The 23,164-nt window shown below is 70.9% G+C and carries 35 protein-coding genes; 6 read left to right on the top strand and 29 right to left on the bottom strand.

What is annotated here, in order from left to right:
- Positions 1–34: 34 nt before the first annotated feature.
- The 6 genes from ABEB07_RS27970 to ABEB07_RS27945 form a co-directional block, all read right to left on the bottom strand.
- Positions 35–310: a hypothetical protein gene (locus ABEB07_RS27970; protein WP_345670877.1), complete on the bottom strand. Its 276-nt coding sequence runs from the start codon at positions 308–310 to the stop codon at positions 35–37.
- Positions 310–690: a hypothetical protein gene (locus ABEB07_RS27965; RefSeq protein ID WP_345670876.1), complete on the bottom strand. Its 381-nt coding sequence runs from the start codon at positions 688–690 to the stop codon at positions 310–312. Before ABEB07_RS27965 ends, ABEB07_RS27970 begins: the two co-directional genes overlap by 1 nt.
- Positions 690–1,343, bottom strand: a complete 654-nt coding sequence (locus tag ABEB07_RS27960; RefSeq protein WP_345670875.1) for a hypothetical protein — start codon at positions 1,341–1,343, stop codon at positions 690–692. Before ABEB07_RS27960 ends, ABEB07_RS27965 begins: the two co-directional genes overlap by 1 nt.
- Before the next feature lie 77 nt (positions 1,344–1,420).
- Complete coding sequence (locus ABEB07_RS27955; RefSeq protein ID WP_345670874.1) at positions 1,421–2,002, bottom strand: hypothetical protein; 582 nt, start codon at positions 2,000–2,002, stop codon at positions 1,421–1,423.
- A gap of 17 nt (positions 2,003–2,019) precedes the next feature.
- A complete protein-coding gene (locus ABEB07_RS27950; protein ID WP_345670873.1) occupies positions 2,020–2,931 on the bottom strand; it encodes a hypothetical protein in 912 nt (303 codons plus the stop codon).
- A gap of 214 nt (positions 2,932–3,145) precedes the next feature.
- The gene (locus ABEB07_RS27945) at positions 3,146–3,472 is read right to left on the bottom strand and encodes a hypothetical protein (protein ID WP_345670872.1); all 327 of its coding nucleotides are present in this window, start codon (positions 3,470–3,472) and stop codon (positions 3,146–3,148) included.
- Positions 3,473–3,657: 185 nt separating this feature from the next.
- Between ABEB07_RS27945 and ABEB07_RS27940 the strand changes: the two genes are divergently transcribed.
- Positions 3,658–4,716 carry a tyrosine-type recombinase/integrase gene (locus ABEB07_RS27940; RefSeq protein ID WP_345670871.1) on the top strand — a complete coding sequence of 353 codons (1,059 nt, stop codon included), beginning with the start codon at positions 3,658–3,660 and terminating at the stop codon, positions 4,714–4,716.
- Between the two features lie 459 nt (positions 4,717–5,175).
- Here ABEB07_RS27940 and ABEB07_RS27935 read toward each other — a convergent pair whose 3' ends face one another.
- From ABEB07_RS27935 to ABEB07_RS27915, 5 genes are all read right to left on the bottom strand, one after another.
- Positions 5,176–5,883 carry a zinc finger domain-containing protein gene (locus ABEB07_RS27935; RefSeq protein WP_345670870.1) on the bottom strand — a complete coding sequence of 236 codons (708 nt, stop codon included), beginning with the start codon at positions 5,881–5,883 and terminating at the stop codon, positions 5,176–5,178.
- On the bottom strand, positions 5,880–6,428 hold the full coding sequence (locus ABEB07_RS27930) for a hypothetical protein (RefSeq protein WP_345670869.1): 549 nt from the start codon (positions 6,426–6,428) through the stop codon (positions 5,880–5,882). Before ABEB07_RS27930 ends, ABEB07_RS27935 begins: the two co-directional genes overlap by 4 nt.
- Before the next feature lie 12 nt (positions 6,429–6,440).
- Positions 6,441–6,887, bottom strand: a complete 447-nt coding sequence (locus tag ABEB07_RS27925; protein ID WP_345670867.1) for a hypothetical protein — start codon at positions 6,885–6,887, stop codon at positions 6,441–6,443.
- Positions 6,888–7,091: 204 nt separating this feature from the next.
- Positions 7,092–7,304: a hypothetical protein gene (locus ABEB07_RS27920; RefSeq protein ID WP_345670866.1), complete on the bottom strand. Its 213-nt coding sequence runs from the start codon at positions 7,302–7,304 to the stop codon at positions 7,092–7,094.
- On the bottom strand, positions 7,304–8,305 hold the full coding sequence (locus ABEB07_RS27915; protein WP_345670865.1) for a hypothetical protein: 1,002 nt from the start codon (positions 8,303–8,305) through the stop codon (positions 7,304–7,306). The genes ABEB07_RS27920 and ABEB07_RS27915 overlap by 1 nt, the downstream gene beginning before the upstream one ends.
- Positions 8,306–8,696: 391 nt before the next feature.
- Here ABEB07_RS27915 and ABEB07_RS27910 point away from each other — a divergent pair, with 391 nt between their 5' ends.
- The gene (locus tag ABEB07_RS27910; protein WP_345670864.1) at positions 8,697–9,869 is read left to right on the top strand and encodes a coiled-coil domain-containing protein; all 1,173 of its coding nucleotides are present in this window, start codon (positions 8,697–8,699) and stop codon (positions 9,867–9,869) included.
- Between the two features lie 105 nt (positions 9,870–9,974).
- Here ABEB07_RS27910 and ABEB07_RS27905 read toward each other — a convergent pair whose 3' ends face one another.
- Together ABEB07_RS27905 and ABEB07_RS27900 are read right to left on the bottom strand one after the other, a co-directional pair.
- Positions 9,975–10,532, bottom strand: coding sequence for a zinc finger domain-containing protein (locus tag ABEB07_RS27905; protein ID WP_345670863.1), 558 nt, complete (start codon positions 10,530–10,532; stop codon positions 9,975–9,977).
- Positions 10,533–10,563: 31 nt separating this feature from the next.
- The gene (locus ABEB07_RS27900) at positions 10,564–10,788 is read right to left on the bottom strand and encodes a hypothetical protein (RefSeq protein ID WP_345670862.1); all 225 of its coding nucleotides are present in this window, start codon (positions 10,786–10,788) and stop codon (positions 10,564–10,566) included.
- A gap of 85 nt (positions 10,789–10,873) precedes the next feature.
- Between ABEB07_RS27900 and ABEB07_RS27895 the strand changes: the two genes are divergently transcribed.
- Positions 10,874–11,131, top strand: coding sequence for a hypothetical protein (locus tag ABEB07_RS27895; RefSeq protein WP_345670861.1), 258 nt, complete (start codon positions 10,874–10,876; stop codon positions 11,129–11,131).
- A 105-nt stretch (positions 11,132–11,236) separates the two neighbouring features.
- Here the strand turns inward: ABEB07_RS27895 and ABEB07_RS27890 are convergent, their stop codons facing one another.
- From ABEB07_RS27890 to ABEB07_RS27840, 11 genes are all read right to left on the bottom strand, one after another.
- On the bottom strand, positions 11,237–12,253 hold the full coding sequence (locus ABEB07_RS27890) for a hypothetical protein (RefSeq protein ID WP_345670860.1): 1,017 nt from the start codon (positions 12,251–12,253) through the stop codon (positions 11,237–11,239).
- Positions 12,254–12,362: 109 nt separating this feature from the next.
- Complete coding sequence (locus ABEB07_RS27885; protein ID WP_345670859.1) at positions 12,363–14,156, bottom strand: hypothetical protein; 1,794 nt, start codon at positions 14,154–14,156, stop codon at positions 12,363–12,365.
- Between the two features lie 296 nt (positions 14,157–14,452).
- On the bottom strand, positions 14,453–15,034 hold the full coding sequence (locus tag ABEB07_RS27880; RefSeq protein ID WP_345670858.1) for a hypothetical protein: 582 nt from the start codon (positions 15,032–15,034) through the stop codon (positions 14,453–14,455).
- A 336-nt stretch (positions 15,035–15,370) separates the two neighbouring features.
- Positions 15,371–15,988 carry a hypothetical protein gene (locus ABEB07_RS27875; protein WP_345670857.1) on the bottom strand — a complete coding sequence of 206 codons (618 nt, stop codon included), beginning with the start codon at positions 15,986–15,988 and terminating at the stop codon, positions 15,371–15,373.
- Between the two features lie 366 nt (positions 15,989–16,354).
- Positions 16,355–16,753 (bottom strand): hypothetical protein, encoded by a 399-nt coding sequence (locus ABEB07_RS27870; RefSeq protein WP_345670856.1) that lies wholly within the window; start codon positions 16,751–16,753, stop codon positions 16,355–16,357.
- On the bottom strand, positions 16,750–16,932 hold the full coding sequence (locus tag ABEB07_RS27865) for a hypothetical protein (RefSeq protein WP_345670855.1): 183 nt from the start codon (positions 16,930–16,932) through the stop codon (positions 16,750–16,752). Before ABEB07_RS27865 ends, ABEB07_RS27870 begins: the two co-directional genes overlap by 4 nt.
- A complete protein-coding gene (locus ABEB07_RS27860) occupies positions 16,929–17,285 on the bottom strand; it encodes an HNH endonuclease (protein WP_345670854.1) in 357 nt (118 codons plus the stop codon). Before ABEB07_RS27860 ends, ABEB07_RS27865 begins: the two co-directional genes overlap by 4 nt.
- A 102-nt stretch (positions 17,286–17,387) precedes the next feature.
- Positions 17,388–17,888: a hypothetical protein gene (locus ABEB07_RS27855; RefSeq protein WP_345670853.1), complete on the bottom strand. Its 501-nt coding sequence runs from the start codon at positions 17,886–17,888 to the stop codon at positions 17,388–17,390.
- Between the two features lie 81 nt (positions 17,889–17,969).
- A complete protein-coding gene (locus ABEB07_RS27850; RefSeq protein ID WP_345670852.1) occupies positions 17,970–18,449 on the bottom strand; it encodes an XF1762 family protein in 480 nt (159 codons plus the stop codon).
- A complete protein-coding gene (locus ABEB07_RS27845) occupies positions 18,446–18,790 on the bottom strand; it encodes a hypothetical protein (protein WP_345670850.1) in 345 nt (114 codons plus the stop codon). Before ABEB07_RS27845 ends, ABEB07_RS27850 begins: the two co-directional genes overlap by 4 nt.
- Positions 18,791–18,948: 158 nt before the next feature.
- The gene (locus ABEB07_RS27840; protein ID WP_345670849.1) at positions 18,949–19,422 is read right to left on the bottom strand and encodes a hypothetical protein; all 474 of its coding nucleotides are present in this window, start codon (positions 19,420–19,422) and stop codon (positions 18,949–18,951) included.
- Positions 19,423–19,701: 279 nt separating this feature from the next.
- On the opposite strand from ABEB07_RS27840, the gene ABEB07_RS27835 reads away from it, so the two are divergent.
- Positions 19,702–19,887 (top strand): hypothetical protein, encoded by a 186-nt coding sequence (locus ABEB07_RS27835; protein ID WP_345670848.1) that lies wholly within the window; start codon positions 19,702–19,704, stop codon positions 19,885–19,887.
- Here ABEB07_RS27835 and ABEB07_RS27830 read toward each other — a convergent pair whose 3' ends face one another.
- The 3 genes from ABEB07_RS27830 to ABEB07_RS27820 form a co-directional block, all read right to left on the bottom strand.
- On the bottom strand, positions 19,888–20,292 hold the full coding sequence (locus ABEB07_RS27830) for a hypothetical protein (protein WP_345670847.1): 405 nt from the start codon (positions 20,290–20,292) through the stop codon (positions 19,888–19,890).
- Positions 20,293–20,368: 76 nt separating this feature from the next.
- Positions 20,369–20,722, bottom strand: a complete 354-nt coding sequence (locus ABEB07_RS27825) for a hypothetical protein (protein WP_345670846.1) — start codon at positions 20,720–20,722, stop codon at positions 20,369–20,371.
- An 81-nt stretch (positions 20,723–20,803) separates the two neighbouring features.
- Entirely contained in the window at positions 20,804–21,841 is a 1,038-nt protein-coding gene (locus tag ABEB07_RS27820) for a DNA-methyltransferase (RefSeq protein WP_345670845.1), read from the bottom strand.
- A gap of 97 nt (positions 21,842–21,938) precedes the next feature.
- Here ABEB07_RS27820 and ABEB07_RS27815 point away from each other — a divergent pair, with 97 nt between their 5' ends.
- Positions 21,939–22,295 carry a hypothetical protein gene (locus ABEB07_RS27815; protein ID WP_345670843.1) on the top strand — a complete coding sequence of 119 codons (357 nt, stop codon included), beginning with the start codon at positions 21,939–21,941 and terminating at the stop codon, positions 22,293–22,295.
- Here ABEB07_RS27815 and ABEB07_RS27810 read toward each other — a convergent pair.
- Together ABEB07_RS27810 and ABEB07_RS27805 are read right to left on the bottom strand one after the other, a co-directional pair.
- Complete coding sequence (locus tag ABEB07_RS27810; protein ID WP_345670841.1) at positions 22,292–22,468, bottom strand: hypothetical protein; 177 nt, start codon at positions 22,466–22,468, stop codon at positions 22,292–22,294. The genes ABEB07_RS27815 and ABEB07_RS27810 overlap by 4 nt on opposite strands.
- 28 nt (positions 22,469–22,496) lie before the next feature.
- Positions 22,497–22,706, bottom strand: coding sequence for a hypothetical protein (locus tag ABEB07_RS27805; RefSeq protein WP_345670840.1), 210 nt, complete (start codon positions 22,704–22,706; stop codon positions 22,497–22,499).
- 138 nt (positions 22,707–22,844) lie between these two features.
- Between ABEB07_RS27805 and ABEB07_RS27800 the strand changes: the two genes are divergently transcribed.
- Positions 22,845–23,156: a hypothetical protein gene (locus ABEB07_RS27800; RefSeq protein WP_345670838.1), complete on the top strand. Its 312-nt coding sequence runs from the start codon at positions 22,845–22,847 to the stop codon at positions 23,154–23,156.
- Positions 23,157–23,164: the final 8 nt, after the last annotated feature.

Below are 23,164 nucleotides of genomic sequence, written 5' to 3'. Positions count from 1 at the left end.
GCCGGGGACGGGATGACGACGGAGTGGAGCGGTATCACGCGCGGCCGCCCTTCCGACCCCGCTTCTTCGACGGGGTGTACGGCTTCCACGTGATGGTGCCCTCCTCGACGTAGCCCGCGGCCCGGGTCTCGCTCGTGTCGTCGTCACGGAGTTTGTTCTCCCAGAAGGTGATCCGGCCCTGAGCGGCGCCCGGCTCCGCGTACGGCCCCTCGTACTCCGTGTGCGGCGTGCCGCCCTTCGCCTCCACCTCGGTCCAGTTGATTACGGCCCGGTACACGGCGCCGTGGTCGGCCTTGATGTTGCGGGTCATCACGCACCGTCCTCGGAGCGGGTCGGGGGGTCGTAGTCGTCGACGATGAAGCCATGGCACAGCAGGTCAACGACCAGCCGGCCCTTCCACAGGAAGTAGTCGACGTCGCTGTCCGTGCGGCTGCACTCGGGGCACAGCAGTTCGGGTAGCGGCCCGACGACCATCACCTGAGTGCTGAAGGCCCCGTCGGCCAGCACGTCGTGGAAGGCCTGGCTGGGCCAGAGCTTCCAGAGCATGGCTGCCATGAGGTCGACGGGAAAGTACGTCTTGTCCGGCTGGGGGACGCGCACGATGTCGTATTCCGGCGGCGCGCCCTCGCGTAGGCGCATCACCGGCTCCAGCACCACGGTGCGCGGGGGCAGGTCCACGGTGGAGCCCATCACGCGTCCTTCCCGGTCGGGAGGAAGCGCGGGCGGGAGCCGCCGGCCGGGAAGTCGTGGCCGCGGTCGAGGATGTACTCCCACTGACCGGTGTCCGGGCCGGGCTGCCTGAGGCGCTGGTAGTAGGCGGTGCCGTACTCCATGTCCGTGCTGTCGCCGCGCTCCGTCGGCAGTTCGAGGACGAGGGGCGGACCGGGCAGCGCGTTCAGGGCCTGCGGCGCCTTCGGCCCGTACAGGCCGAGCACGATCCCCGTGTGCGGCCCCTCGCATATTCGCACTTCGTGTATGTCCCGGTCGGCGCCGGCGGCTTCGGCGGACGCCCTGCGCAGACCGAGCGCCCAGGCGTTGACGTCGCGGGCTGTGGGGGTCGGGGCGTAGCCGAGGACGCTGCGGAGGGCGGCGATCGTGGTGAGGAGTTCCGTGTACGCGGCGACGGGGAAGCCGTCGGTCCACTGGTCGCGCAGCAGGGAGCAGGCGGCCTTGTCGACGATCTCCAGGAGGTGGAGGTCGACGACGTCGCGGCCAAGGTGCGTACCGCTGTGCTCGAACGCGGCGCGGGTCAGGTCGACCAGGTGCTCGCGCGTGACGGACGCGGGGATCGGGGCGCCGCTCCGGTCGTAGAACTGGAGCGAGAGGTTCGTGGTGGTGCTCATGGAGGGGCATCTCCTTGTTCAGCGAGGGCGGGCCGGCCCTCACGTCCTGAACGTCGGCCCGCCGATTCCTGTTACACCTATGCCGGTTTCCGCAGGTCAGGAAGGGATGCGAGTTCCACCACGACGAGGGTCATACGGGCGTACCCGGTGGTGACAGGGGCGCCCATCACGGGGATCGGGCCCAGGAGGAATTCGTGGTTGTCGTCGGGGAGGAGTCCCCCGTCGGTGACCAGTCCGTCGACGTAGTGCTTCGCGGTGGGCGCCCAGTTGCCGGGGTCGCGCTTGCGGGAGAGCGGCCGGGGGTGCAGGGCGTAGAAGATCGCGGCGCGCTGAAGGCGGGGCAGGCGCCGCGCCGTGGCCATGCCGGCGGCGTCCTGGCGGAGCTGCTTGCGGATGCGGTGAACGGCCATGTGGTGCAGGCGATGGTTGCTGGTCAGCATCTCCTCGGCGTACGGCATGAGCAGCGTCCAGTGGCGGCCCACCCCGGTCAGTCCGGCGAGCAGCGGCTCAACTGCGGGCGCCTCCGGGGTGGACGGCGGGCCCGGGTGCGCCCGCGGCGTCCTCGGCGCCTTCTTCTTGGCGGGCTGCGGCGCGGCGGCCGCGGCCGGGGGACCGCCGCGCCGCCCGGCCAGCAGGGCCCGGTACTGCGCGGCGGTCATCCTGGCTACCACGGTGGTCAGTCCTCCAGAGCGGCGTTGCCGGCGTCGGTCAGCCGCCAACGGTCGCCGAGGTGACCGGCTTGTGTCCTGCTGTGGTCCGCGTCCTTGGCCGCCCACCCCTTCTTCTCCAGCTTGACCACGGCGGCGTCGACCTTCCGTCCCAGGTGTCCCCAGGCCGCTTTGCTGCGCTGGCTGGTGTCGCGGATCGTCGGGCCGCCCCGGGCCGGACGGAAGGTGAACACGACGCCGGCCTTGACGAGCTGGAGCGTCTTCCGCTCAGCCGGGGTGGGCGGGGCGGGCGCGTCGAGAGCACGGACCTTGCCCACGTAGCCGAGGCAGCGGTGGCAGTTGGCCGGGGCGTCCACTGGTTCGCTCAGGTGCAGCGGGTCGGTACGGCCGGGCGTCTCGCACAGCCCGCGTTCGGCCGGGTGGCGGCGGGAGCGGCCGGAGACCAGGTCTTCCTTCGGGACCGCGTGCCGCAGGCGCCCGCCCACGCCGGTGTGCCGGGTGTTCTCCCGGACGGTCATCTCCACGCCGGCCGCGGCGAGTGCCTTCTCCCAATGGCTCTCCTCCCGCTCCCGCTGCTCGCGCTCCTGCTTCGCGCGCAGCTCCTCCGCCTCCTGCCGGAGCGCGCGCTGCGCGACGATGCGCTGCGGCAGCGGCGGGTCCAGCCGCATCTCGTCGGCGAGGATGAGCATCCAGCCGTCCGCGGTGGAGCTGCGGTCGACGCCGGGGAAGGCGTGGCCGAGCACGGCGGTGCACCAGTCACGGCCGCGCCGCCCGGCGACCTCGTGCATCTCCTTGAGCTTCTGGGGGTCGAGCGGGCCGCGGCTCCGACGCTCGGCGTCCGCCCGTACCTCCTGGTACAGGTCGTAGGCCGGCTCAGGCTCGGGGTTGGGCAGCACGACGGTGACGACGCGTCGTCGCATCGGGGTGTTCCTCTCTTCGTGGACCCGGCTGTTGCTCGCCAGCCGGATGACGCCGCAACAGGCGTCGAGCGGAGAATCGTTCTGAGCGAAGAATCGAACGGCTCGAACGGCGGTCGCGTTACACCCCCCGCAAGGGCGACGACAGCGACCGAAGTGACTCAAGACCGGACCAACCGGCGCGCAATGCAAGGCGGTTCGCCGGTGTCCGCCCAGCTCAGGGCTCCAGGCTCTGCATGCCGAGGTTGAGGGTTCGCGTGGGCGGCCGGTAGTTGCCCGTCGGGTCGGTGTCCAGGTCCAGGAACCGCCGGGCGACGGCATCGACCGAAGCGTCCCACGCGCGGACCAGCCACCGCCGGGCGTCGGGGAAGGCGCGGACCAGGAGGACGGTGACGGTCGCGACCGTGAGGACGAGTGACAAGTGCGCCAGCGCCAGGCCCACGGCGACTACGGCGAGCGCGGGCGGGACGAGGGCGGGGTGCGCGAGCGCCATCAGGAGGAGGGCGTACGCGGCGAACTTCAACGTGCCGGGCGCAGACGGCATCGGGTGCTCCTCGGTTCGTGGTCGGGCGGTGCTCTCCGCCCTCGGGGACGACTCTAGAGGGTTACTTGCGAGTAGTCGGCCATGACCCTGCTCAGTCTGCCCGGTGCTCCCCCGGGAGAACGTCTCTGACGACGCTACCGGAGTAAATAGCTAATTTACTCCGGTGATTGGGTAGGCTACCGATCATGACTACGGTGGCTGCGGAACCGTGTGGCGTCACGCTGAGCGAAGCGTGCAGAGAATGGCTGGACGAGAGGTTCGGCGACAAGCCGGGCACCTACGGCCGGTACGAGCTGACGATGCGGCGCGTGGCCGCGTTCCTCGGCGCCGGGGACCAGGACGTCGCCACGGTGACGGGGCAGGACTACTTCCGGGCGCTGAAGTTCCTGTGGGGCAAGCGGAAGCCGGCGACGTGGAACGCGAACCGGGCGGCGATCTCCAGCTTCCTGAAGTGGGTGCGGCTGATGGCCGAGTACGCCGACGTGAAGCTGCCGCCACGGTGTACGTCGCGGACCGTCGACCAGGACGAGACGAAGGCCGTCGACCGTGAGGACCTGGACGTCCTGTGGGATCCGGAGACGGCGGCGCTGCGCGAGCGGGCCCTGTGGCGGGCCATGTACGAGTCGTCCTCCCGCGCGGCCGCGCTGCTCGCCCTGGACATCCCCGACCTCGACCTGAAGCGCCGCCGGGCCCGGGTCCGGGTCAAGGGCGGCTCGATCAAGTGGCTCCACTTCGGGGAGCTGGGCGCCGAGTTGTTGCGCGAGCTGATCGGCGACCGCACTGAGGGCCCGGTGTTCCTCACCGAGTCCCGGCCGTGGAACTGGCGCGACCGCGACCTCGCCGACCGTGGTCCCGGCGACCGGTGCCGCCTCTCCTACAACCGCGCCGAGGAGATCTTCAAGGCGACCACCCGGGCCCTCGGATTCGCCGGGGACGAGGTCACGTTCGACTTCCTCACGCTGCACCAGCTGCGGCACTCCCGGCTCACCCACCTGTCGGAGGACGGCACGGACACGCCGATGCTCCAGCAGATCAGCCAGCACAAGGACCCGCGGACCCTGCACCGGCGCTACACCAAGCCGTCCAGCTCGGCCGTGGCCCGTCACATGGCCCTCATGGACAAGAAGGACGCGGACCGGCGCCGGGACGCGCGCCGCAGGCCTCCCCGCGGCTCCGTCACCGCGCGCACCGCCCGATTCGCACGGCCCGGCAAGGCCAACACCACGGATAGCAGGCGGAGATGAGCAGCTCAGCCCCCCATCACCTACCTCCGGCGAACCAGCTCGACCCAGGCCCTCCCGACAGGAGCACAGCGATAATGCCGCACACCGCAGAGCAGTGGAATGCCCAATACCCAGTTGGTATGCGCGTGATGGCGTACCCCAGCGTGCGGCCGGAGCACCCGCTCGCGCTCGCATACCGGAAGCGTGCCGCGGCCGGCTCGCTCCCGGCGTCCTGGGCAGATGACCCGTGCCGGAGGTTGGACACCGTTACGCGGTCTGTCGCCTGGGCACTCGGGCATGGCGCCCCGGTCGTCCTGGTCGAGGGCGAGACGGGCGGCATCTCGCTCGACCATGTCGACCCAATCCTCACCGAGACCGCCGCCGAGGGACTCCGATGAGCGCTGACCCGGGCCGCATCCCCAGAGGGCGCGATCGAGTCCCGCAAGATCGAGTCAGGCGTCATTGAGACCGGGGATGTCGTCAGGCTTCCAGTACGGCTACCGGGTTGTCGCCGAGGTAGCCGAGCCGGGCGTCGACGGTGGCTTCGGCCTCCCGCTGGCGGCTGGTGTGGGGGTTCTCACTGATCCGTCCGTTGACGGTGCGGCACTGCTCACCCTCGCCGGCGGCGCACCGCTCGCAGGTGATCAGCAGGACCTCGCGCCTGACAGCGGCGTCCCGCTCGCGGCGCCGCCGGGCCTGCGCCTCCTTCGACTCCCAGCCCCGGCCGACGCCGTCCATCGCCTCGGGGTAGGTGGTCGTGTCCGGCGCCTCCTCCTTCCCCGGCCACAGTGAGCGGCCCGCCTTCTCCGCAAGGTGCAGGAGCTGCCAGCAGGTGGGCACCAGTGCCGGGCCGCCGTAGGACTCGCGGTCGGTCCCGCGCGCGGCCTTGCCCCACGGGTCGCCCTTTGTGGGGAAGGCTCGGGCGAGGGGCACGTCTCCTTCCACGATCCGGGCCAGTCGGTGCATCTGTCCGGCCTTGTCGCGGATACCGGAGGCGCTGGAGCGCAGATCCTTGATGATGTCCGCGAGCTCCACCGGTGTCGCCGGCGTTTCAGCGGCCCGGGCCAACTGCCTCAGCCGCAGCTCGATCGCAGACAGCTCCACGGCCATCTCGTCCAGGGTGATCTGCTTGCCCGCCATGAGGTCAGTGGTGTTCACCTCGACGTCGGTCTCTTGAGTGTCCTTCACGGCCGGGTTTCCTTCCCAGTAGGCGTCGCGCGGGGCGCGGGGATGCCGAGTCGAGCAACAGCGTCGATCTCGGCGGTAAGCCGGGCACGGGCCCGGTCGAGCTTCTCCTCGACCGCACGCTTAGCGGCCCGGGTACGGGCCAGAGCCTGCTTCTGGCGCTGCTCCCGCTCGGTGAGAGTCTGGAGCACCTCCTCGTAGTGCGCCTTCTGTTCCGCCGCGATCTCGGCGCCCGGACGCTGCTGGCTCCGACGGCCACTCCGGTCGCGTTCCCTAGTGCGATGGTCGCGGGCGAAGGCGACCAGCTCGACGGCGACGGCCCATTTGGTCCGCTTGTGCGGCGGGCCGGTCAGCAGCACGAGGTTCGGGAAGTCCTCCGGGTAGCGGTTCTGCCAGTTCGAGATCGCGGACTTGCTGACGCCGACGAGCCGGGCGCCGTCGGCCAGGGTGACCAACTCGCCTTGGCGGCTTTGGTACTCGGGCCGGAGCCAGACCACGCCGTCGGCGCTATCGGCCGGCCGACCGGAGGGATCGGATTTCTGGTGCATCCGCAGGTCTCCTCAAGTCGCTTCGTCCGTGCGGGGGGTGTAGGGCTGGTCGGTGAGCTGACGCTCGCACTTGGCGATCTGCTCGTCGCAGTGGCGCAGCAGCAGCTGGTCGGTGCTCTCGGCGCTGTCGGGCAGACCGAGGAGGCGCAGCAGGTACTCGCGCATCTCCCAGTCGCCGGGCATGTCCCAGCGTTCCCTGTCGACCGCTTCGTCACCGGGCCAGGCCATCCGGGCTACGACGTCCTCCCAGGCGGCCAGATCCTCGGTGGCCCACGCGCGCCGCTCGGCGGTCGTGGCGTCGTCCACGCCGGTGCTCGCGGGGTTGCTGTAGCAGGAGTGCTCCGCGACGATCTCGGCCGCGTAGGCCAGAGGGATGCCGCCGTGCTCGACGGCCCACCCCCACACGGCCAAGACCTCGATGAGCGCGGGTGGTTCATCTGGTGGATTCGGGTGGAACACGATGCTGGCTTCCCTTCGATGCTGGTCAGAGGCTGATGCCGGTGGCTGCCGGGCGCCTTCGCCGGCCCCCGGACCCCCGCTCCCCCGGCACCGCCCGGCGCGATCAGCGCTCCCGTGGTGCGGGTGCGTGCGCGCCGGTCGGCACCGGGGCCGTGGCCTGTGACCTGGGCAAGTTCTAAATTTCCGACCGGAAATGAGGCGGTCTCAGTCCGCGTCGGGGTCGGTGCATCCGGTGTCGAGCTGGAGGTAGGCGCGCTGGCCGCCGTCGTACTCCCGGGCGCTGGTGGTACGGAACGCGCTCTCCAGGGCGTCGAGGACGGCCTTGACGGTTTCCTCGGTACCGCAGATCCGTACGTCCGCGATCCCGGGGAGGTAGGTGCGCTCGGTCCGCTCGCGGCGGGGGCGGGCGGCGGCCATCAGTTGAGGCCCGTAACGGTCATGAGGGCGCCGAACAGCAGGCCGTCGCGGCCCACGCCGAGTAGGTCGGTGAGGTTGCCGCTGCCCGTGTCGAGCTTCGCGGTGGGGATGGAGCCGGCCGGGGCGGTCAGGAACATTGCGGCCTGGTGGTAGTGCGCGGCGGCCAGCCACTCGGCCGACGGCGACCAAGGCTTGGGCGGCTGGTACCAGCGGCCGGTGTTCTGCCGCTCGATGTAGTGCAGGCCCGTGCGGTCGGCGGCGATCGACCACTCGTCCAGGACGCGGAGTCCTTCCTGGGAGAGGTCGAGTTCGGGCAGGCCGTCGGAGAGACGGTCGGCGCGGAACCCGAGCGGTCCGTGCCGGTGTGCGTCGCCGGGCTGGAGGTAGAACACCGGCGGGCCGGCCTCCGGCACCGGGAAGACGAAGTAGTCCTCGACGGCGGTCCGGCCGCGGCGATGCTGCTTGGGCGGGAGGTCTTTCGTGGCGACCGGCAGGTTGCGCCGGCGTCGTTCGAGCGTGAGCTGGGACCAGGCCCAGACGCGGGTGTGACCGCAGGCGTCGTGCGTCCAGACGGGGAACGTCAGCTCGGTGGGCTTCGGCGCGCCGGGCCGCTGGACTTCCCGCAGGGCGATGCCGACCTGCACCGCTTTCTCGCGGGTGACGTCGAGGGGCTCGTCGCACAGGTGGCAGATGATCGGGTCCTGGACGCCCGGCTGGCCGGCCTTCTCGGCGTGCTCGACGAGCTGCTGGATCTGGTCCAGGCCGAGGAGTTCCTGTGCGCCCCATGCGATGAAGTAGGCGGTGCCCCGGACCTGCGGCCGGTGTTCGTCGGCGTAGGGCGCCTCGGCGAAGCCCATGCGCTCCTGGTAATCGTCTTCGCTGTGCTGGCCCTGCTCGTGCTTGTGGCGAACGTGCTGCATCGCGGCCTGAAGCGATGTCTCGCCGGACTCGTCCATGTACTTGCGGGCGGCAGCCCTCAGCGCGCGGTTCTTGTCTCCCACGGTCGTCCCCTCGCAGCGCATACCGGTCCCGTGACCCGGGCGCGCCTGGCGTACAGGGCGATCCGGAAGTGGACTTCTCGTTCTGCGCTGGGATCCCGCTAGGCAGGTTCAGGCGTCTTCGCCGTCCGGTCACGGGCCGGACTACTCAACCAGGGTCGTCCGCAGCTTGGTCGACCCGGCTCACAGGATAGGGCACCTAGTGGCGCAACTGAGCGTTTCCCGGCCATTGCTGGCCATTCTGAGGCGTGTGCACAGTCCTGCATCGCCAAACCCATCACATCACATCTCATCCCATCACGTCACGTATACGTGATGGGATGTAATGAGAAGTGATGGGTTCTCTCATGTGGTAGAAAGCGGGCACTCTCGCAGAGCAAGGAGCGAAGCCGACATGAGCGAGTCCGCCGCCGATGCCCCGGCAGGCAACGCAGAACAGGCGAAGGTGACCTGCAAGTTCACCGGGTGCGGAAGCCCGCCAGCACCAAAGAACCCGTCAGAACCCGGGCCGGCCCCGGAGTACTGCGTCCGCGAGGATCACAACGCAGGCACCGCATGGCGAGCACGACGCAAAGCGGAACGAGCAGCCGAGGGCAGGGCTGGCACCAGCGCAGAGCCCGAGACCGACAAGCCTGTCACCGCCTCTGCGGCTGACGCCGTCAACGTCCGCGAGCAGGTAGTCGTGAAGATTGCCGCGCTGCGCCAGGATCTGGAGCGCTACGTCAGCCTCCTGCAAACGGTCACGGATCCGGAGGCCGCCGAGGCGCAGGTGCTGGCCGTGGAAAGCGAGGCCAACACCCGCGTCGCGACAGCCGATGCCCGCGCAGACCGGGAGCGGACAGCCAGGATCACCGCCGAGAAGGCGAAGGAGGCCGCGGAAGGGGAGAAGAAGGCCGCCAACGAGGCCGCCGATCAGATGGAGGCGGAGCTGGAGGCCGCCCGCACTCAGTTCGCTGCCGACGTCGAACGCATCAGGGCGGAGGCTGAGGACGACGTCCGGGAGGTGCGGAGGGAAGCCGAGGAGCTGGTCAACGAGGCGCGACGGACCGCCGAGGCCGACGTCAAGGCTGCCGCGCAAGCCGCGGCTGACGAGATCACCGAGATTCGCCGGCTTACGGCCGAGGAGGTCACGGCGGCTGAGAACCTCGCAGGCGCCGCCCAGGTCCAGGCTGAGCGCGACGTCGCGGCGATGACCAAGACGCTCACGGAGGCGCAGGAAGCCGCTGCGAAGCAGGTCCAGGAGGCCAGCGCGAAGGCCACGGCCGCCGAGAACCGCGCCACCCAGGCCGAGGCCGACGGGCGGCAGGCACTCCAGAACGCCCAGGGCATGGTCGCCGCGGCGAAGGAGGCGGCCGAGACGGTCCGGTCCGGCCTGACAGCCGAACTCGAGCGCACGAACGAACGGCTGGAGAAACGCGAGACGCGAATCGACGAGCTGCGCAACGAGGTGGACGCGTTGAAGGAGCAGCTCCGCGAGGCGGTGGAGCGCGAGCGTGCCGCAGAGGCCCGCGCCGGTGAGGCTGAAGAAGCGCTGCGCCAGCGTGAGGAGCAGAACGGCGAGAAGTAGTCCACCGGAACCGCTGCGTCCCCAGACGCGCGCGGTTACGGTGGTTGGCCCTGGGCCCGGTACCGAATCCCCCGTTGGTGCCGGGCCCTTCCGTGTGCCCCGGGGTCAGTTCTGCTTCGCGGCGATGGCGCGCCGTACGATCTGGATGCGCTCACGGTGCGGGACCACGGTGGTTACGCCGCGCGCCGTGCACAGCTTCCCGGGCGTAGCCCTGCACTGGGGGCAGGTGACCTTGGACCACATCTCAGGGCCGACGGCGCGCGTGTTCGGGTTCTTGTACGGGTTGCCGCTGCCGCCCCGGCCGCGGGGGAGCGTGGACGCCGGCGGGAGCTTGGTGGGCCTCTTCGGGGGTTCCTCCTTCGGGCACGTCCCCTTCGGGTGAATGGGCTTGCCCCGCGTCTTGTGCTCGTTGCTGCTCGCCGCCGTACCCTTGATGGCGTAGCCGCAGTAGGCGCACACGAGGGGGAGGCTTCTGCTGCTGGTCGGCCGCCGGCGCCGCCGGGCGGGGGCGGCTTTTTTCGGCTTCTTCGCAGGCACGATCTCCGTGGTGCCGTCGGGTCGGGTGATCGTGACGTCGGAGGCAGGGGGCACGGTGTAGGAGGCCAGGCGGGGCGTGGCCGTGAACGTCTGCCCCTTGGCTCCGCCCGCTTTGCGGTGCTTCATGGGCCCGCAGTGTAGGGCTTTGCCCGCTTCGTCAGCGCGCGAAGTCGTGCTGTATTCGCTCGTGTTGGTCGCGAGCGGCGATGGTTTCGGCTGCCCGTTCGAGAGCGGCGATGAACGGGTCGGCGGCCGCGGCGAGGACCGCGGTCCGCACGAAGTCGTCCGGGCCCTGGCCGACGGCTGCGGCGGCGCGCTTCACCTGGTCGTGCTCAGCGGCCGTCAGAGTCACTGTGAGGGCGTGGGCCTGGCCGAGTTCCATGCGGGGACCGTACCAGCGCCCTGGAGCCGCCAGTGGGCCGTCGGTGGCCGTCAGTGCCTGTTTCTGAACCCCGAAGGAGTTCTCCATGATGTTCTTCGACCCCGAGTTGAAGCCCGCGCAGTTCGTCATCCGGTACGCCGTTGGCCAGCACGAACGCCAAGCTGTCGTGCTGGCCAACGGTCACAGCTTGGAAGAGCACGTCGATCGGGTCGAAGCGCTTATGGACCCGGCCGCCCACACCGTATTGACGCGCACACCGTTCGCGACCTGGCCTTTGGCCGCAGGGGGCGCGGTGGCTATCCGGATCGACTCCATCATCGCCTTTGAAGCCCTGGAAGTTTGAGAACAGGCGGGTTTCTGTTCGCGGGACGGTCACGGTGACCGTCCCGCGAACGCTTGCACAAAGTTCTCATCTCGGACTGAGAGCCCTTGACCGCGGGTTCAGGGTTCAGGGACAGGTCCCCTCGGCGGCCTGGCGCTGCGCGAGGAGGGTGCGTCGCATCGTCTCCCACCGGGTGGGGACCATGTCCTCCTCGCGGACGCCGGCGGCGTCCTGCTGCTTCTGCACGGCGTCGGCGAGCTTCTTGTACCACTTGCTGATGCCGCGCCGGTGGATCGGAACGCCAATGAGGGGGATGGGCTGGACGCACAGCCACAGGTGCGTCGGCACACCGCCGTGAAGACCCGTCATCAGCTTGGTACGGCGGTCGAGCCAGTCGGCCAGGTGGCGCCCGGTGTCCGCGGACAGGGTGCAGGTTTCCTCCTCGGGCTCCTGCCCGCGCAGGCCGCCCTGGGGCTGCCGGATGAATGTGAGGGTGCGGGTGTCCCCGTCCAGGACTAGGTCGGCCTGACGCATCGCCTCCAGCTCACCGAGACGCGGCAGGGTCTCCCGCATCACGGCCCACATGGCCAGTCCGCGCACGATGGCGTCCGGGCGGGCCGCCTCGGACCACTTCGCGGCCTCCTGGTCCAGGTGGTCGGTGATGAGGTCGGCCAGGTGCGGGGAGACGGTCGGGCGCAGCTGCCACAGCGGGAGGTCCGGCGTCTCGAACGGGATGCCGGCCTGCCGGGCGAACGCCTCCAGGCAGAAGATCCGGACCCGCTCGGAGGTGTCGTAGCTGCTGGGGTCCGTGGACACTATCGGCGCCGTGCGCAGGTACCCGCCGCGGCCGTACAGGAGGTAGCCGTAGACGGCTTCCGGGGCGAGGAGTTCGGCGAGGGAGTCGCCGGCGGTGTCGGTCAGGCCCATCGGGAGGGCCACGGCGAGTTCGCCGGCGACCCATTCGAGCTGCTGCAAGCGGGAGTCCGACACGATGTCCTTCGCGGTCCGGTTGACCGTGCGGAACATGTCGAGGACCCGCTCCAGTTCGTGGAGCGCGGGCGCGGTCGAGGACACGACGGTGAGGGCGGCCGCGGGCGTCGGGCGGCTGCCGTGGGCGTCGAGGTGGCGGGCGGTCGAACTCATGACACAACAGTGTGCCGTCTCCAACCGCTGATGTGTGGCCACCTGTGGAGGCCCGGCTCGAACGACTATTTCGGGCCGGGCCGCTCGGTTGCGAGCCGTGCCGACGACTCTAGTTCAGCAGGCCGCGGCGGCGCGGCGGGTTGATGGGTTCCGGCTCGTACACGGTGAGCAGGGCCGCATCCGCGCGGTCCGGACTCTTCATGCCGCGCTGCTTCATCGCCTTCTTCGACTCGACGATGCTGTAGCCGGCGGTGTTCGACCCGAGCTTCGGGGTGGAGAGCTGGATGCCGGTCTGCCGGTCGACGCGGAGCCGGAGCCGTCCGGCGCCGGTCGACGGGTCGGGCTGGAGCAGGGCGCGGGTGGCGAGCCACATCTCGTCTCGCTTGCGGTACGGACGCATGACCGCGCCCGGGTCGTCTTGGGCGGGGGACTCGGACACCATGACGCCGACGATCTGCGCGCGGTGCCGGCCGGTGTCCGCCCACCGCTGGAGCATGCTGGTGACGCCGTGGCCGATGCCGTTCTTGTCGACCTTGACGCGCACGGCGTGCGGGGAGCGGAGGACGTCGGCCAGGCGCTGCGCCTGGTGGATCTCCTCGAGGACTTTCTCGGCGAGCGCGACCTGGTCGTCGTTGATGGTGCCGGAGGCGGCGTAGCGGGACTCGATGGCGTCGCCGACGATGCGGGAGATGACGAACTCGTCGCCGCCATCGGCCGCGACGTCGATGCCGAGGCGGACCCAGGCGCCTTCCTTCACGGTGTGGGTGGCTGTCTCGCCGTCGAGGCCGAGGTCGCACAGGCGGTGCCAGCCGGGGCCGGTCGGGTCGTCGCTGTTCTGCGCGGATTCGACCCAGGTGACGGGGATGGTGAGGCCGCCGCCGCCCTTGGGGAACTTCGCGTGGACCTTCGCGATGACGTACGGGTGATCGGGCCCGTACTCGCGGATGGTGCGGTCGACCCACTCCTGGTCGGGGAGGTGGATGGCGAGGGAGTGCGGGGGAACGCCGTCGGGGCAGTCGTTGCAGTACGGGACGCGCTCGCCGGTGATGGCCGGGCTGGCGAACGTGGCGATGGGGATGGTGACCGTGCTGGGCTCCTCCGGGTCCTCGCCTTCCTCGCACAGGCCCTCGAACCAGGACCTGGGGTCGTCCATGGCCGGGTTGCCGATGGCCAGCATGCGGGCGTCGCCGGTCAGCAGGTTGTTGGTGCCGTTGCCGATGGTGCGGGCGATACCGCCGGCCTCGTCGACGACGATGAGCAGCTTCGGCGTGCCGTGGATGCCCTGCATGGCCGCTTCGTCGTTCTCCGGCGCGGTGAAGCCGTACGCCACGATGACGTCGTTGCCCCACTGATCAGGGATTTTCCACTGGGTGGTGTCACAGAAGCCGGGCAGGCCTGCGCGGGCGACGGTCTTGCGGATGTGCGGCCACAGCTGGTTGCGGACCTGCCGGAACCGGGTCGCGGTGGTGACGATGACCATCGTGCCGGGCGCGTTGACCGCGCCCGCCCAGGCGACGAGCCTGCCCGCGATCCAGGTTTTCCCGACGCCGAAGCCGGCTGGGACGGCGATCCGCTTGTGGAAGGGGACGGCGTCGACGATCTCCCGCTGCCGGGACCAGATGCTTTCGCCGAGGACGTCCTCGATGAAGCCGGAGGGAGTGTCGTGCCACAGCCCGTACATGGAGCCGGTGGCCCGCTCGACCTCCCGCATGACGTACGGCCGCTCGCGGGCGCTCAGGTCGTGCTTGAAGGCGCGGCGGCGGTCCGGGGCGGTGGCGCGGAGCAGGATGTCGGCGACGTTCGCGGCGTCGCGGGAGACGACGCCGGGCTTCCTGGCGTGCCGCAGCTCCTTGGCCGGCGGGGTGACCGGGCGTCGGGCGGTGGGGGGCTGCGTGCGGGACATGCCGCGGAAGGTGCCGCCTGCGGGGATCTAGTGTCGCGGCCTGGCCGAACGGTCCATGCCCAGACCGTTCGGCCAGGCCGCGGGTTTCCGGCAGTCGCATGAAGACCCTGTCGCCCGCTGCCTGTCAGGGGTGACGCCCGTGCCGGAAGTTCTGAGCCGGGGCGGCCCTGCTCCGGGGAGGCGGAGCAGGGGTGCCCCCGGTTCTTCGGGGGGTGTGGCCGGAGTGCCTTCCCCGGGGGAATGTCGGGGTCGGAGGGCCAGCCGCACCTTGTAGTACGTCGGCGGACCGGATCCTGTTACACCTTCGGCGGGAACGGCTGCCGCTTCTGCTGCTTCCCGAACTCCAGCCACAGGTCGCTGAACCGGGGGCTGAAGCCGTCCAGGCCGCCCAGGCCGGGGGCCGGGATGCCGGTCATGGGGTTCCCGGCCAGCCACTGGGCGATGGCCTCGTTGGCCCGCTTCACGCCGTCGGCGCGTTCCTGGCTGGTAAGGAAGGCGTGCTCGAATACGTACACGACGTCCTGGCCGCTGCTCCCGACGTCGCAGCCGGCCCGCTGGTTCAGGGCGTGGGCGACGGCGCAGATGAAGCACTCGGGGTCGGCCGCGGGCGCGGCTGCTTCCGTGGACTCGGCGGTCGGCGGCGCCGGGGCGGCGGGGGCGTTGAAGCTCGCGACGAGGTCCTGCTCCTCCTCGGCCCGGAGGATCGCCCGCCGGAACAACTCCACCTCCCGCTCTTGGGCCAGCTTCTGCTCGGCGGTGAGCTGATACCAGTGCGGGAGTTCCCGGCCCTCCCCTTCGGCGATGAGGCGCTGCACCTCGTGGTAGTTGCGGGTGAGGTTCGGCGGGAGCATGGTGCGGCGGGGCTTCTGTGACGTCATGCAGGGGGGAACGCCGGGCGGCCGGATTCTGTGACACCCCGCTCCTGCTGCCGCTGCTGCGGGTCGGCCGCTGGAGGCTTAGCGATCCCCGGTACGCGCCGATGCCTGAGCGGAGCGAAGGCATCGGAACTTACTTGATGGTGTTACTTGATCTTCTTACTAAAGGGGCCCAGCCAGCCGGAACCCGGTCAACGGGCGACCGCTTCACCGGGGCCCGGAAACCTGGGCTCCGGTGGCCGGGGCCCAGGAACCCGTTCCCGGCCCGACCAGCGAGGGAGCATGAAAGCGGCCGGCCCCGATACTGCTGGGGCCGGCCGGGAACGGGGCGGGCAGGCGTCACATGCCGTGGCGCTTGGCAGCCGTGTCCCGATGCTTGTAGACCAGCTTGCGGGTGACGCCGGCGTGCTCGGCGATCTTCTCAGGCTTCCAGTTGTAGGGCGGCCTCCCCAGGGCGAACACCGCCTCCTGCATGTAGCGCAGGGCGATGGAGCGGCGGATCCGCGCCTGGAAGGTGATCGGGGCCGACTCGAGGAGCTTCTCCTCGGCGTCCTCGAGCTGCGTCACGCCCAGTTCCCGCCCGACCCGGGCCAGTTCCTCGTTCGACTCCGCCGCCGGCAGCTTGTGCTTCTTGTCGCCGTACACCCTCTTCGCGATGGCATCGCGGTACGCCATGGTCCCCAGCCCGGAGCTTTCGACCAGGCCGTAACGCGGGTCGTAGAACCACAGGCTCGTCAGCGCCGCGTCCCGCTCGTCCTGGTGCAGGGCGAGTTCGGCGTCGGCCTGGCGGACGGCGTCGGCGGCCTTCACCACCAGGTCGTCCGGGCGGACCTTCCCGACAGCGTCCTCCGGGCGCTCCAGACCGAGGGCGGCCATCGCCGCCTGCTCGGCCTCCTGGCGGAGCGCGGTGTAGTCCGGTTTCGCGATGCTGCCGTACTTGATTCCAGCCCTGGGCATGCCGGCTGTCCTCCATCCAACTGTGGCGCCGGTTGAGCGCCGTAGCGGCGACTGGGGCAACCCCACACCGCCGCGCCAGCGGGAATAGTACACCCTAGGGAATGACGTGTCAGGGTTGTCGTATCGACATGAGGACTGACCTGCGGCGCAGCACCCCGAACGCAACGCCGGCGACCACTAGCGTTCTCCCCTGCGCATCATTCGCCCACCGCTGCCCCGGAGCCGGCGTGCCAGGCGTGTCCGTGACCGCGATCTGCCCGACCGCGAAGCGGGGGCACTGTGGGATCCGCGCCACCCACACCTGGAAGGGGCCCAGGCGCAAACTCCGAGGCCTGCGCATGCGCTGCTGCAACGTGACGCGGCGGGTCACAAGCGGCGCCCTTCTCGCCGCTCCTCGGATTCGGCCTTCCGCCGCTTGTAGGAAGGCCACTCGCTCCGCGGCATGAGCGCGAACACCCCCATGCAGACCGAGCCGACGACGATCTCGACGCCGGCCTTCTTCCGGCCGTCGTGGTGCAGCACCCACGCGATACCGACGATCACAGGCGGTGCCGCGGGGGACGCGCGCCACACGCCGGCGGTGAACCGGCCGACGTCGACGAAGCGCGCCCGCCGGATCGACCCGGCCAGCGTCAGCACGAGGAACACGAGCGCGCAGAGCGGAGAGAACGACTCCCACAGCAGACCCGCCCATCCGAGATGGAAGACGAACGCGCCGATGCGCCACGGCAGGCACCGGTTCTCCGGGGTGCAGCACTGGCTCACCACTTCCGCCCCCCGCAGAACAACGCGTCGACCAGGCCCTCGACGAGCCCCTCGACCGCGGCCGCGACCCATGACCCGTCCGGCGTGGACGCGCGGCCGCGGCGGGCACGCTTGCGGGGCGCCAGCGGCACGTACGTCTCCGTGCCGGTCTTCGCTCCGGCCCACCAGCGCCACCTCATCGGGCCACCCCCGCCATCACGGAGCGCACCCCGTCAGGGGTGAGCAGGTACCGGCGACCGTCGGGGTAGAGCACCTCGACCTCACCGGGGAGCTGCGGCCGGCGCACCTTCCACCCGTTCTCGTACGACTCGCGCGGGTGGTCCTCGAACCACGAGTTGCACGTCGTGCACGCGGTCAGCAGGTTGTGCGCCTGGTTGATCCACGGCTCCCGCGCGCCGCCCATGCCACGGTTCACCCGGTGGTGGATGGTCAGGTCCTGCCGGGTCGTGCAGCGCACGCACATCCCGTCATCGCGCTGGAACACGAGCGCCTTCACCACGTCGGTGGGCCCGGTTCGCCGTCGTGCCTTCACAGCACTGGTCTCCTCGCCTGCCCCGGGCGCCGGACCGCGAGGTTCACGGCCCTGATGGGCGCGCCCGGGGCGAGACCGGGGAGAGTGGACGCCGGCCGCGTCTTACGTCGCGTCCCGCGCCTTACGGTCCTGCCGTCTTCCGGCCCGGGACTGCGTCGCCATCTCGATCGCGCCCGGCTGCCAGCCCGCATCCGCGCAGGCCTGGCAGGCCTGCCCCACGTGCTCGCCGGCCTCGCGCAGCCAGGAGCGGGGCGTCCAGTCCAGGAACAGGTTCAGCCGCGGGAGGGCCAGCGCGAGTCCCACCCACGCCTTCGTCTGGGCCGGGCAGTAGGACGCCATCAGACGCCCCGTGTCATGCCGGACCGCGCTGAGCGTCGGCTTGCTGAGCGTCTGCTTCCACCTCTTCCAGTGGCCGCGCCGCCGCTCGTCGCACGGCATGTAGTAGGCCTCACGGCTCCAGGTCAGCGCCATGACGCCCGGCTGGAGCGGCAAGGGCCCTCGGATGCCGAAGGAACGGCTGGTGCGGCCGTCGTGACGGCTCCTGGTGAACAGGAGGTATGCGCGTGAGCACAGACGCCAGTAGCGGTAGTTCTTCAGGGGCACAGGGGGCTCCGAGGGGATCGAGTCGACAAGGAGCGGGCCGCGAACGGCACGCGAGCCTGGAGCGTGGTCCGTCCAGCGGACTTACGTCGCGTCTCCTGGCGGTGCCCCCCACAGAGTGCGCGCCACGTTCTCGGTGCCCTGCGCTGTGCGGGGGCGGCTTGCGCAGTTCCAGCCGGGCCTCGGTCGGCGCTGGGCGAGGACCGTCCAGCCGGCAGCGCGCAGGCTGACGCCCGACTCGCCTTCCTGTGTGTATGTGATCAGCCGGGCGTACCCGAGGGCTTTCGCGGCCCGCCATGCAGCCCCGTACAGCAGGCTGTTGGCGTTGCGGACGCCGTCCGTCGCGGTGCGGGTCACCTCAAGCGTCTGGCCGTCGTCGTAATGACGGGCGACGGGACGGCCGACGATGGCCACAGCGCGCAGCACGCCGCCCTGGTCCGCGGCCCCCACGGTGAAAACCGCGCCCGCCGGCGGCTTGTGGTGCCGGTGCCACTCGGCGACGAAGGCCTTGGCGTCCTTCTGCCGGACTGGCACCAGGTGGAGTCGGATCTCCTCCGCGCTCATTGTGGCGACGGCTCGAGGAGGCCGTGGAGCTGTGCCCAGGTGCTGACGCCGAGGACGTCCTCGGCGAATCCGGCGAGGGTGTCGGCCCACAGGGCGTACGGCGTGCCGTGCCGAAGGTACGACAGGACCAGCAGGTCGGTCACAACGTGGTCGTCGAGGATCGCGAGGGTGGCGCGTCGGTCGGCGGCCGCCGCGGCGGTCAGGTGCTCCAGCTGGTCGAGGCGGGCGAGCCAGTCGGGGACGGCCGAGGTGCGCGTGCACAGGCCGGAGTCGACGATGTTCCGGGCGCGGGCCGCGAGGCGGGCGAACCGGGTGCAGGGTGGGGCGGCAGTCATGAGCATGGCTGCGGACCGTAGAGACGAGCTTCGGCTTGCGTCGCGCCGTGGGGCTTCTCAGGGAAGCAGTCCGCCGGCGGACCGGCCAGGTGAGATGACGTGCGCTCGGGGTGAGACGACGCGGACTGGTCCCCGGTAACCACGTCGCCTCACCCCGCCCGCGGTCAGGCTGGCCGCTGAGCTGCGAGGGCCTGTTCGAGGGCGTCGAGGATCGCGGCGATGTCGTCGACCTTCGCGTAGGACAAAGCGATCGACGTGAGGCCGTTCTCCAGGACGTTGATGTAGTACTCGGCGTACGTCGAATCGTCCTCGTAGCTGTACTGGCCGGGTGCCGCCTCGGCGAATCCGCCGGGCCCCTCATCGAACCAGTCGGGTCCCCACACCTCCGTCATGACCATGCCGACGACTGCCTGTGGAACGCCCTCGAACTCGATCGTGGCGCGCCCGTGGTCGTCGAGGCAGACCTTGCCCGAGCCTTCGCCAGGCTTCTCCCAGCGCAGGGTGGGGCCGAGGCAGGGGCACCGGTCAGCTGGGCTGAGGGCGGGGAACGCCGCGGTGAATGCCTCCTGCGCGGCGAACTGCTGTTCGTCCCAGGAGATCCGCCAGTCGTGGATCGCCGTGATGACGTGCGGCTGCACGCTGCTCCCTTCCGCCGCGGCGCGGGCCGCCGTGGGTGGCGGCCGCGGGAGCGCCGCGGGCAAAGGGTGCACCCTGTACGAACCGGAGTGCTTACGTCCGCCTCTGGTTACCGGCGGGTCACCTGTCAATGGCCGGACACGGCTGCGCCCCGGCCGGAGAGTCGTCCGGCCGGGGCGCGGGGTGGACCCGAAGGGGTGAACCGCTTCCTGGTTCTGAACTCTTCGGCGGGGTCGTGGCCGTAGCTTGGTCTCCCATCCGCCCGCGCCCCAGGGGGAGCTGTGTCCGAGGATTCCGCACGGTGCTTTCGCACTCTTGCCGCCGATGTTAAGGCGCTCCAGCAGCGGGTTTACGACGCCGTGGACGGGCTGGACGGGCTGACTTCCGCCGAGAGCTTCAAGCTCGGAGAAGCGTTCGCCTCGCTCGGGTCTGCCGCGCGGACCCTGGACGCGGCCGCCGCCTCCTAGTCAGGCACCGTCGGCGCTGGCGCCTCGCTCGACCACGCCGCCGGCGCCGCCGCTACCGCTGTTGCATTCGGCGTCGAAGATGTTGCACGGCGTGCCGTTCGGGCCGGGCGCGGACAGGGACGGCGACGGCATCCACGTAGCCGCCGGCGAGCTGGGCGCAGGCCATGGGTCCGCGGGCGCCGCCGACGTGGCCGGGGCCGGGGCGGGGTGAGACCTCGCCGTGGAGCCGACCACGTAAGCGCAGACCGCTGCGAGGGCCACGAAGACGACGACCAGGTTGGCCACGAGCAGGACCAGGATCCGGCGGTTGTCGCGCTCGCACGGGCCGCAGGAGTCGGCGACGAGATCCAGGGGCTCCAGCGCGCACGGGGAGCAACTGGCCTTGGCGGCGGTGGTGTCAGACACGGGGGTTCCTTCCGTAGCGGGTTGTCGGGCGGACCGTGTCCGGCCCACGTGTCTTACGTCGCGCGCTGCGAAATTGTCACCGCTTGCGCAGCGACACCCCGCCGGGGAGGGACTTCGGCGCAGCCGGCGTCTTCACCGCGGGCGCCTTCGCCGAGCCCTTGGCGGGGGTCTTGCTGGCGTCCTTGATCGACTCCTTGGCGCTGTCGCGGCCGCCGCTGCCCGCGGAATGGTTGGCACCAGCGGCCGGGTGGCCGTGCCCGGTGCCGTAGAGGATGCACGGGCGCGGCCCGGCCGGGACGTAGTCACCAGCGGCGGTGTGCGTCGTCGGGCAACGGCGCGGACCCGCGTCGGCTGAGCAGCCGGTGAGGGCGAGGAGTCCCAGGCAGGCGATACCGAACAGGGCGGCGAGGCGAGACGATCGAGGGTTCACAGCGTGGCCTTCCCGAAGCGTGGAGCAGATGACGCTGCGGATCGTGGAGGCCGGGACGGTCTACCGTCGCGCCCTGCCCGTTCAGGTAGATAGCGGCAGCTGTGAAGCCAGCGCATCCAGGTTGCCGTGGTGCTCCAGGTTGAGGTCGGCGCCCACGTAGTCCAGGCCCTGTTCCACCGCGGCCACGCCCGTGGTGCCGGTACCGGCGAAGGGGTCCAGCACTCTTCCGGGGCGCATGGCCTCATGGCCGCAGTCGGACCACCCGAGCGTGATTCTGCGGGCCATGGTGAACTCCCGGAAGTACCCGCCCAGCGCCTTCTTGGCCTCGGCGGCCAGGTGCTGCACGTGCGCGCTGTTCCGGCCGGTACCGGTCTGCACTTGCATGGCCTTACCCGCGTCGGACAGGCCAGTGGCCTGGATCGCGGCGATGTGGGCGGGGCCGAGACCGGCCTCTTCGGCGAGTTGCATGGCACGGCGGGCCTGAGGGCGGGCGGGGTCGAGCTTCGTTGCGCGGCCGAGGAGCCGCTGCGACGGACTTCCGCACACCGTGCAGACGCGGCGCGGGCATCCGAGCATCACCGCGCGGCGTGCCAGTTCCACGGGGAACGGGGCCAGGTGCGCGCTCGCCCCTCGCGTCGGCTCGATGTGCCAGACGTCCCCGGGGTTGGCTCCGCGGCCGTACTCCTCGGCGTAGCCGTGGAGGTCGTAGTAGTAGCGGCGCCGCGTGAGGTGCAGGACGTACTCGTGCCGGTTCGCGAGCCGGTCGCGGGCGGGGTCGGGCACGCCGCGCGACTTCGTCCAGATGATTCGGTTCCGGACCAGCCAGCCGGCGTCCGTGGCGGCCGCCTCGACCCGGGCCGGGATGCCTGCGAGCGAGCGGCGGCTGTAGCCGTCCCCCACGTTGAGCATGACGCTGCCGGTGGGGGTGAGAACGCGCCGCCACTCCGTGAGGCAGTCCATCAGCGCCGCGACGTAGGCCGCTGGCGTTGCTTCCTGGCCGAGCTGGTTTGCGCTGCCGTAATCCCGCTTCTTCCAGTACGGCGGCGAGGTCACTACCAGGTCGACGGTGCTGGCCCGGAGTGGAAGTCGTCGGGCGTCAGCGGTCAGGACGGTACTCACGGCACACTCCAGGAGATGGGGGTGAGCTGCGGATCATGGGCGGTGAGCTGGCCTACCGTCGCGCCCTGCCTGGGCGGGGCCGCCTACAGTCGAGAGGGTGAGCACGATCGAGGAGCCGGAGCCGTCCCGCCCGTGGCGCCCGGAGGACGGGCCGGAGCCGGCGGTGTGGACGTGGCCGACGGGCGACCGTCCGGCGCTGCGGGTGTGGTCGGCCGGGCGGTGGCGGTACGCGCCGGTCATGGCGCGGCAGGACTGGCCGGACGGGACGGTCCGCTACCAGGTCGAGGTGGACCTGCTCGGGGACACGTCAGTCAGGGCCAGGACGTACCAGTGGCCACAGCTTGGGCTCAGGGTGGCCCATGGGAGCAGCTCCACGCCGTCCAGGGCGGCCGACGCGACTCGGCAGGGGACCATGCCGCGGGCGCGGCCGGGCGGGGGCGTGGCGCCCGGCTAGAGCTGCCCGCGGAACAGGGTGCCCAGCTCGTCGTCCAGGGCGGCGAGGTCCTCGTGCCACCCGAACAGTACGGCGGCCCGCACCTTCTCCAAGGCCTCGAGGTATCCCGAGACGTCCACGTCCACGCGGACGGCGGGCTTGGGCTGATGCTCGGGGCCAGGCACGAGGTCCATGGCCCCGAGCATCGCAGACGTCCAGCGGCTACAGGTAGCAGTCCTGGAGTTCGGCGATCAGGACGTTGCCGTGGCCGGGCAGCGGGCTGTCGGTGAGCAGAACGGCGACCGGGCGGCCGCCGATGACGCGGCGGACGACAAAGCCGGCGGGGGCGGCGCTGTAGATGCGGATGCGAGCGCCTTCGCCGAACAGGGCGCTCGCGTTGGTGATCAGGTAGGTGCGGACGACGGCAGCCATGAGCTGGCCTCCCGAGGGGAAAGGGGGCGCGCCCCGTGTGGGCCGCCCTGTAACCCTTCGTGCTCTCGCAGCGGGCCGGACAGGATGCGTGGCGAAACCGGCTGGCCACGGCGGCCGCCGCAGGGGTAGGAACACAGGATGGAGAGCGCCAGGTACGGGTGGGTGCGGGTCCGGGTCATGCGGGCGGGCCCGTACACCGCCCACGTGTCCGTGCCGACGTTCGCCGGCGGGCAGATCCTCGTCCCCGTCCAGACCTTCGACCTGATGTCCGCGACGGGCTTGGCCGTGGAGCAGCTCGCCGACGTCGAGCTGATGGCCATGGTGAACCTGTCGGCGACGGTGGACACCGGCGTCGATCCGCACGGCTGGCGGATACCCGACGGCGGGGAGCGCCCGGGCCTGCCCCGGCCGGCCTCACCGCCGCAACAGGCCTGGGACCGCTCAGCCTGACCTCTGGC

The organism is Streptomyces similanensis (assembly GCF_039543625.1).
Classification (GTDB): domain Bacteria; phylum Actinomycetota; class Actinomycetes; order Streptomycetales; family Streptomycetaceae; genus Streptomyces; species Streptomyces similanensis.
This window is presented reverse-complemented; position numbering and strand designations above follow the sequence as displayed.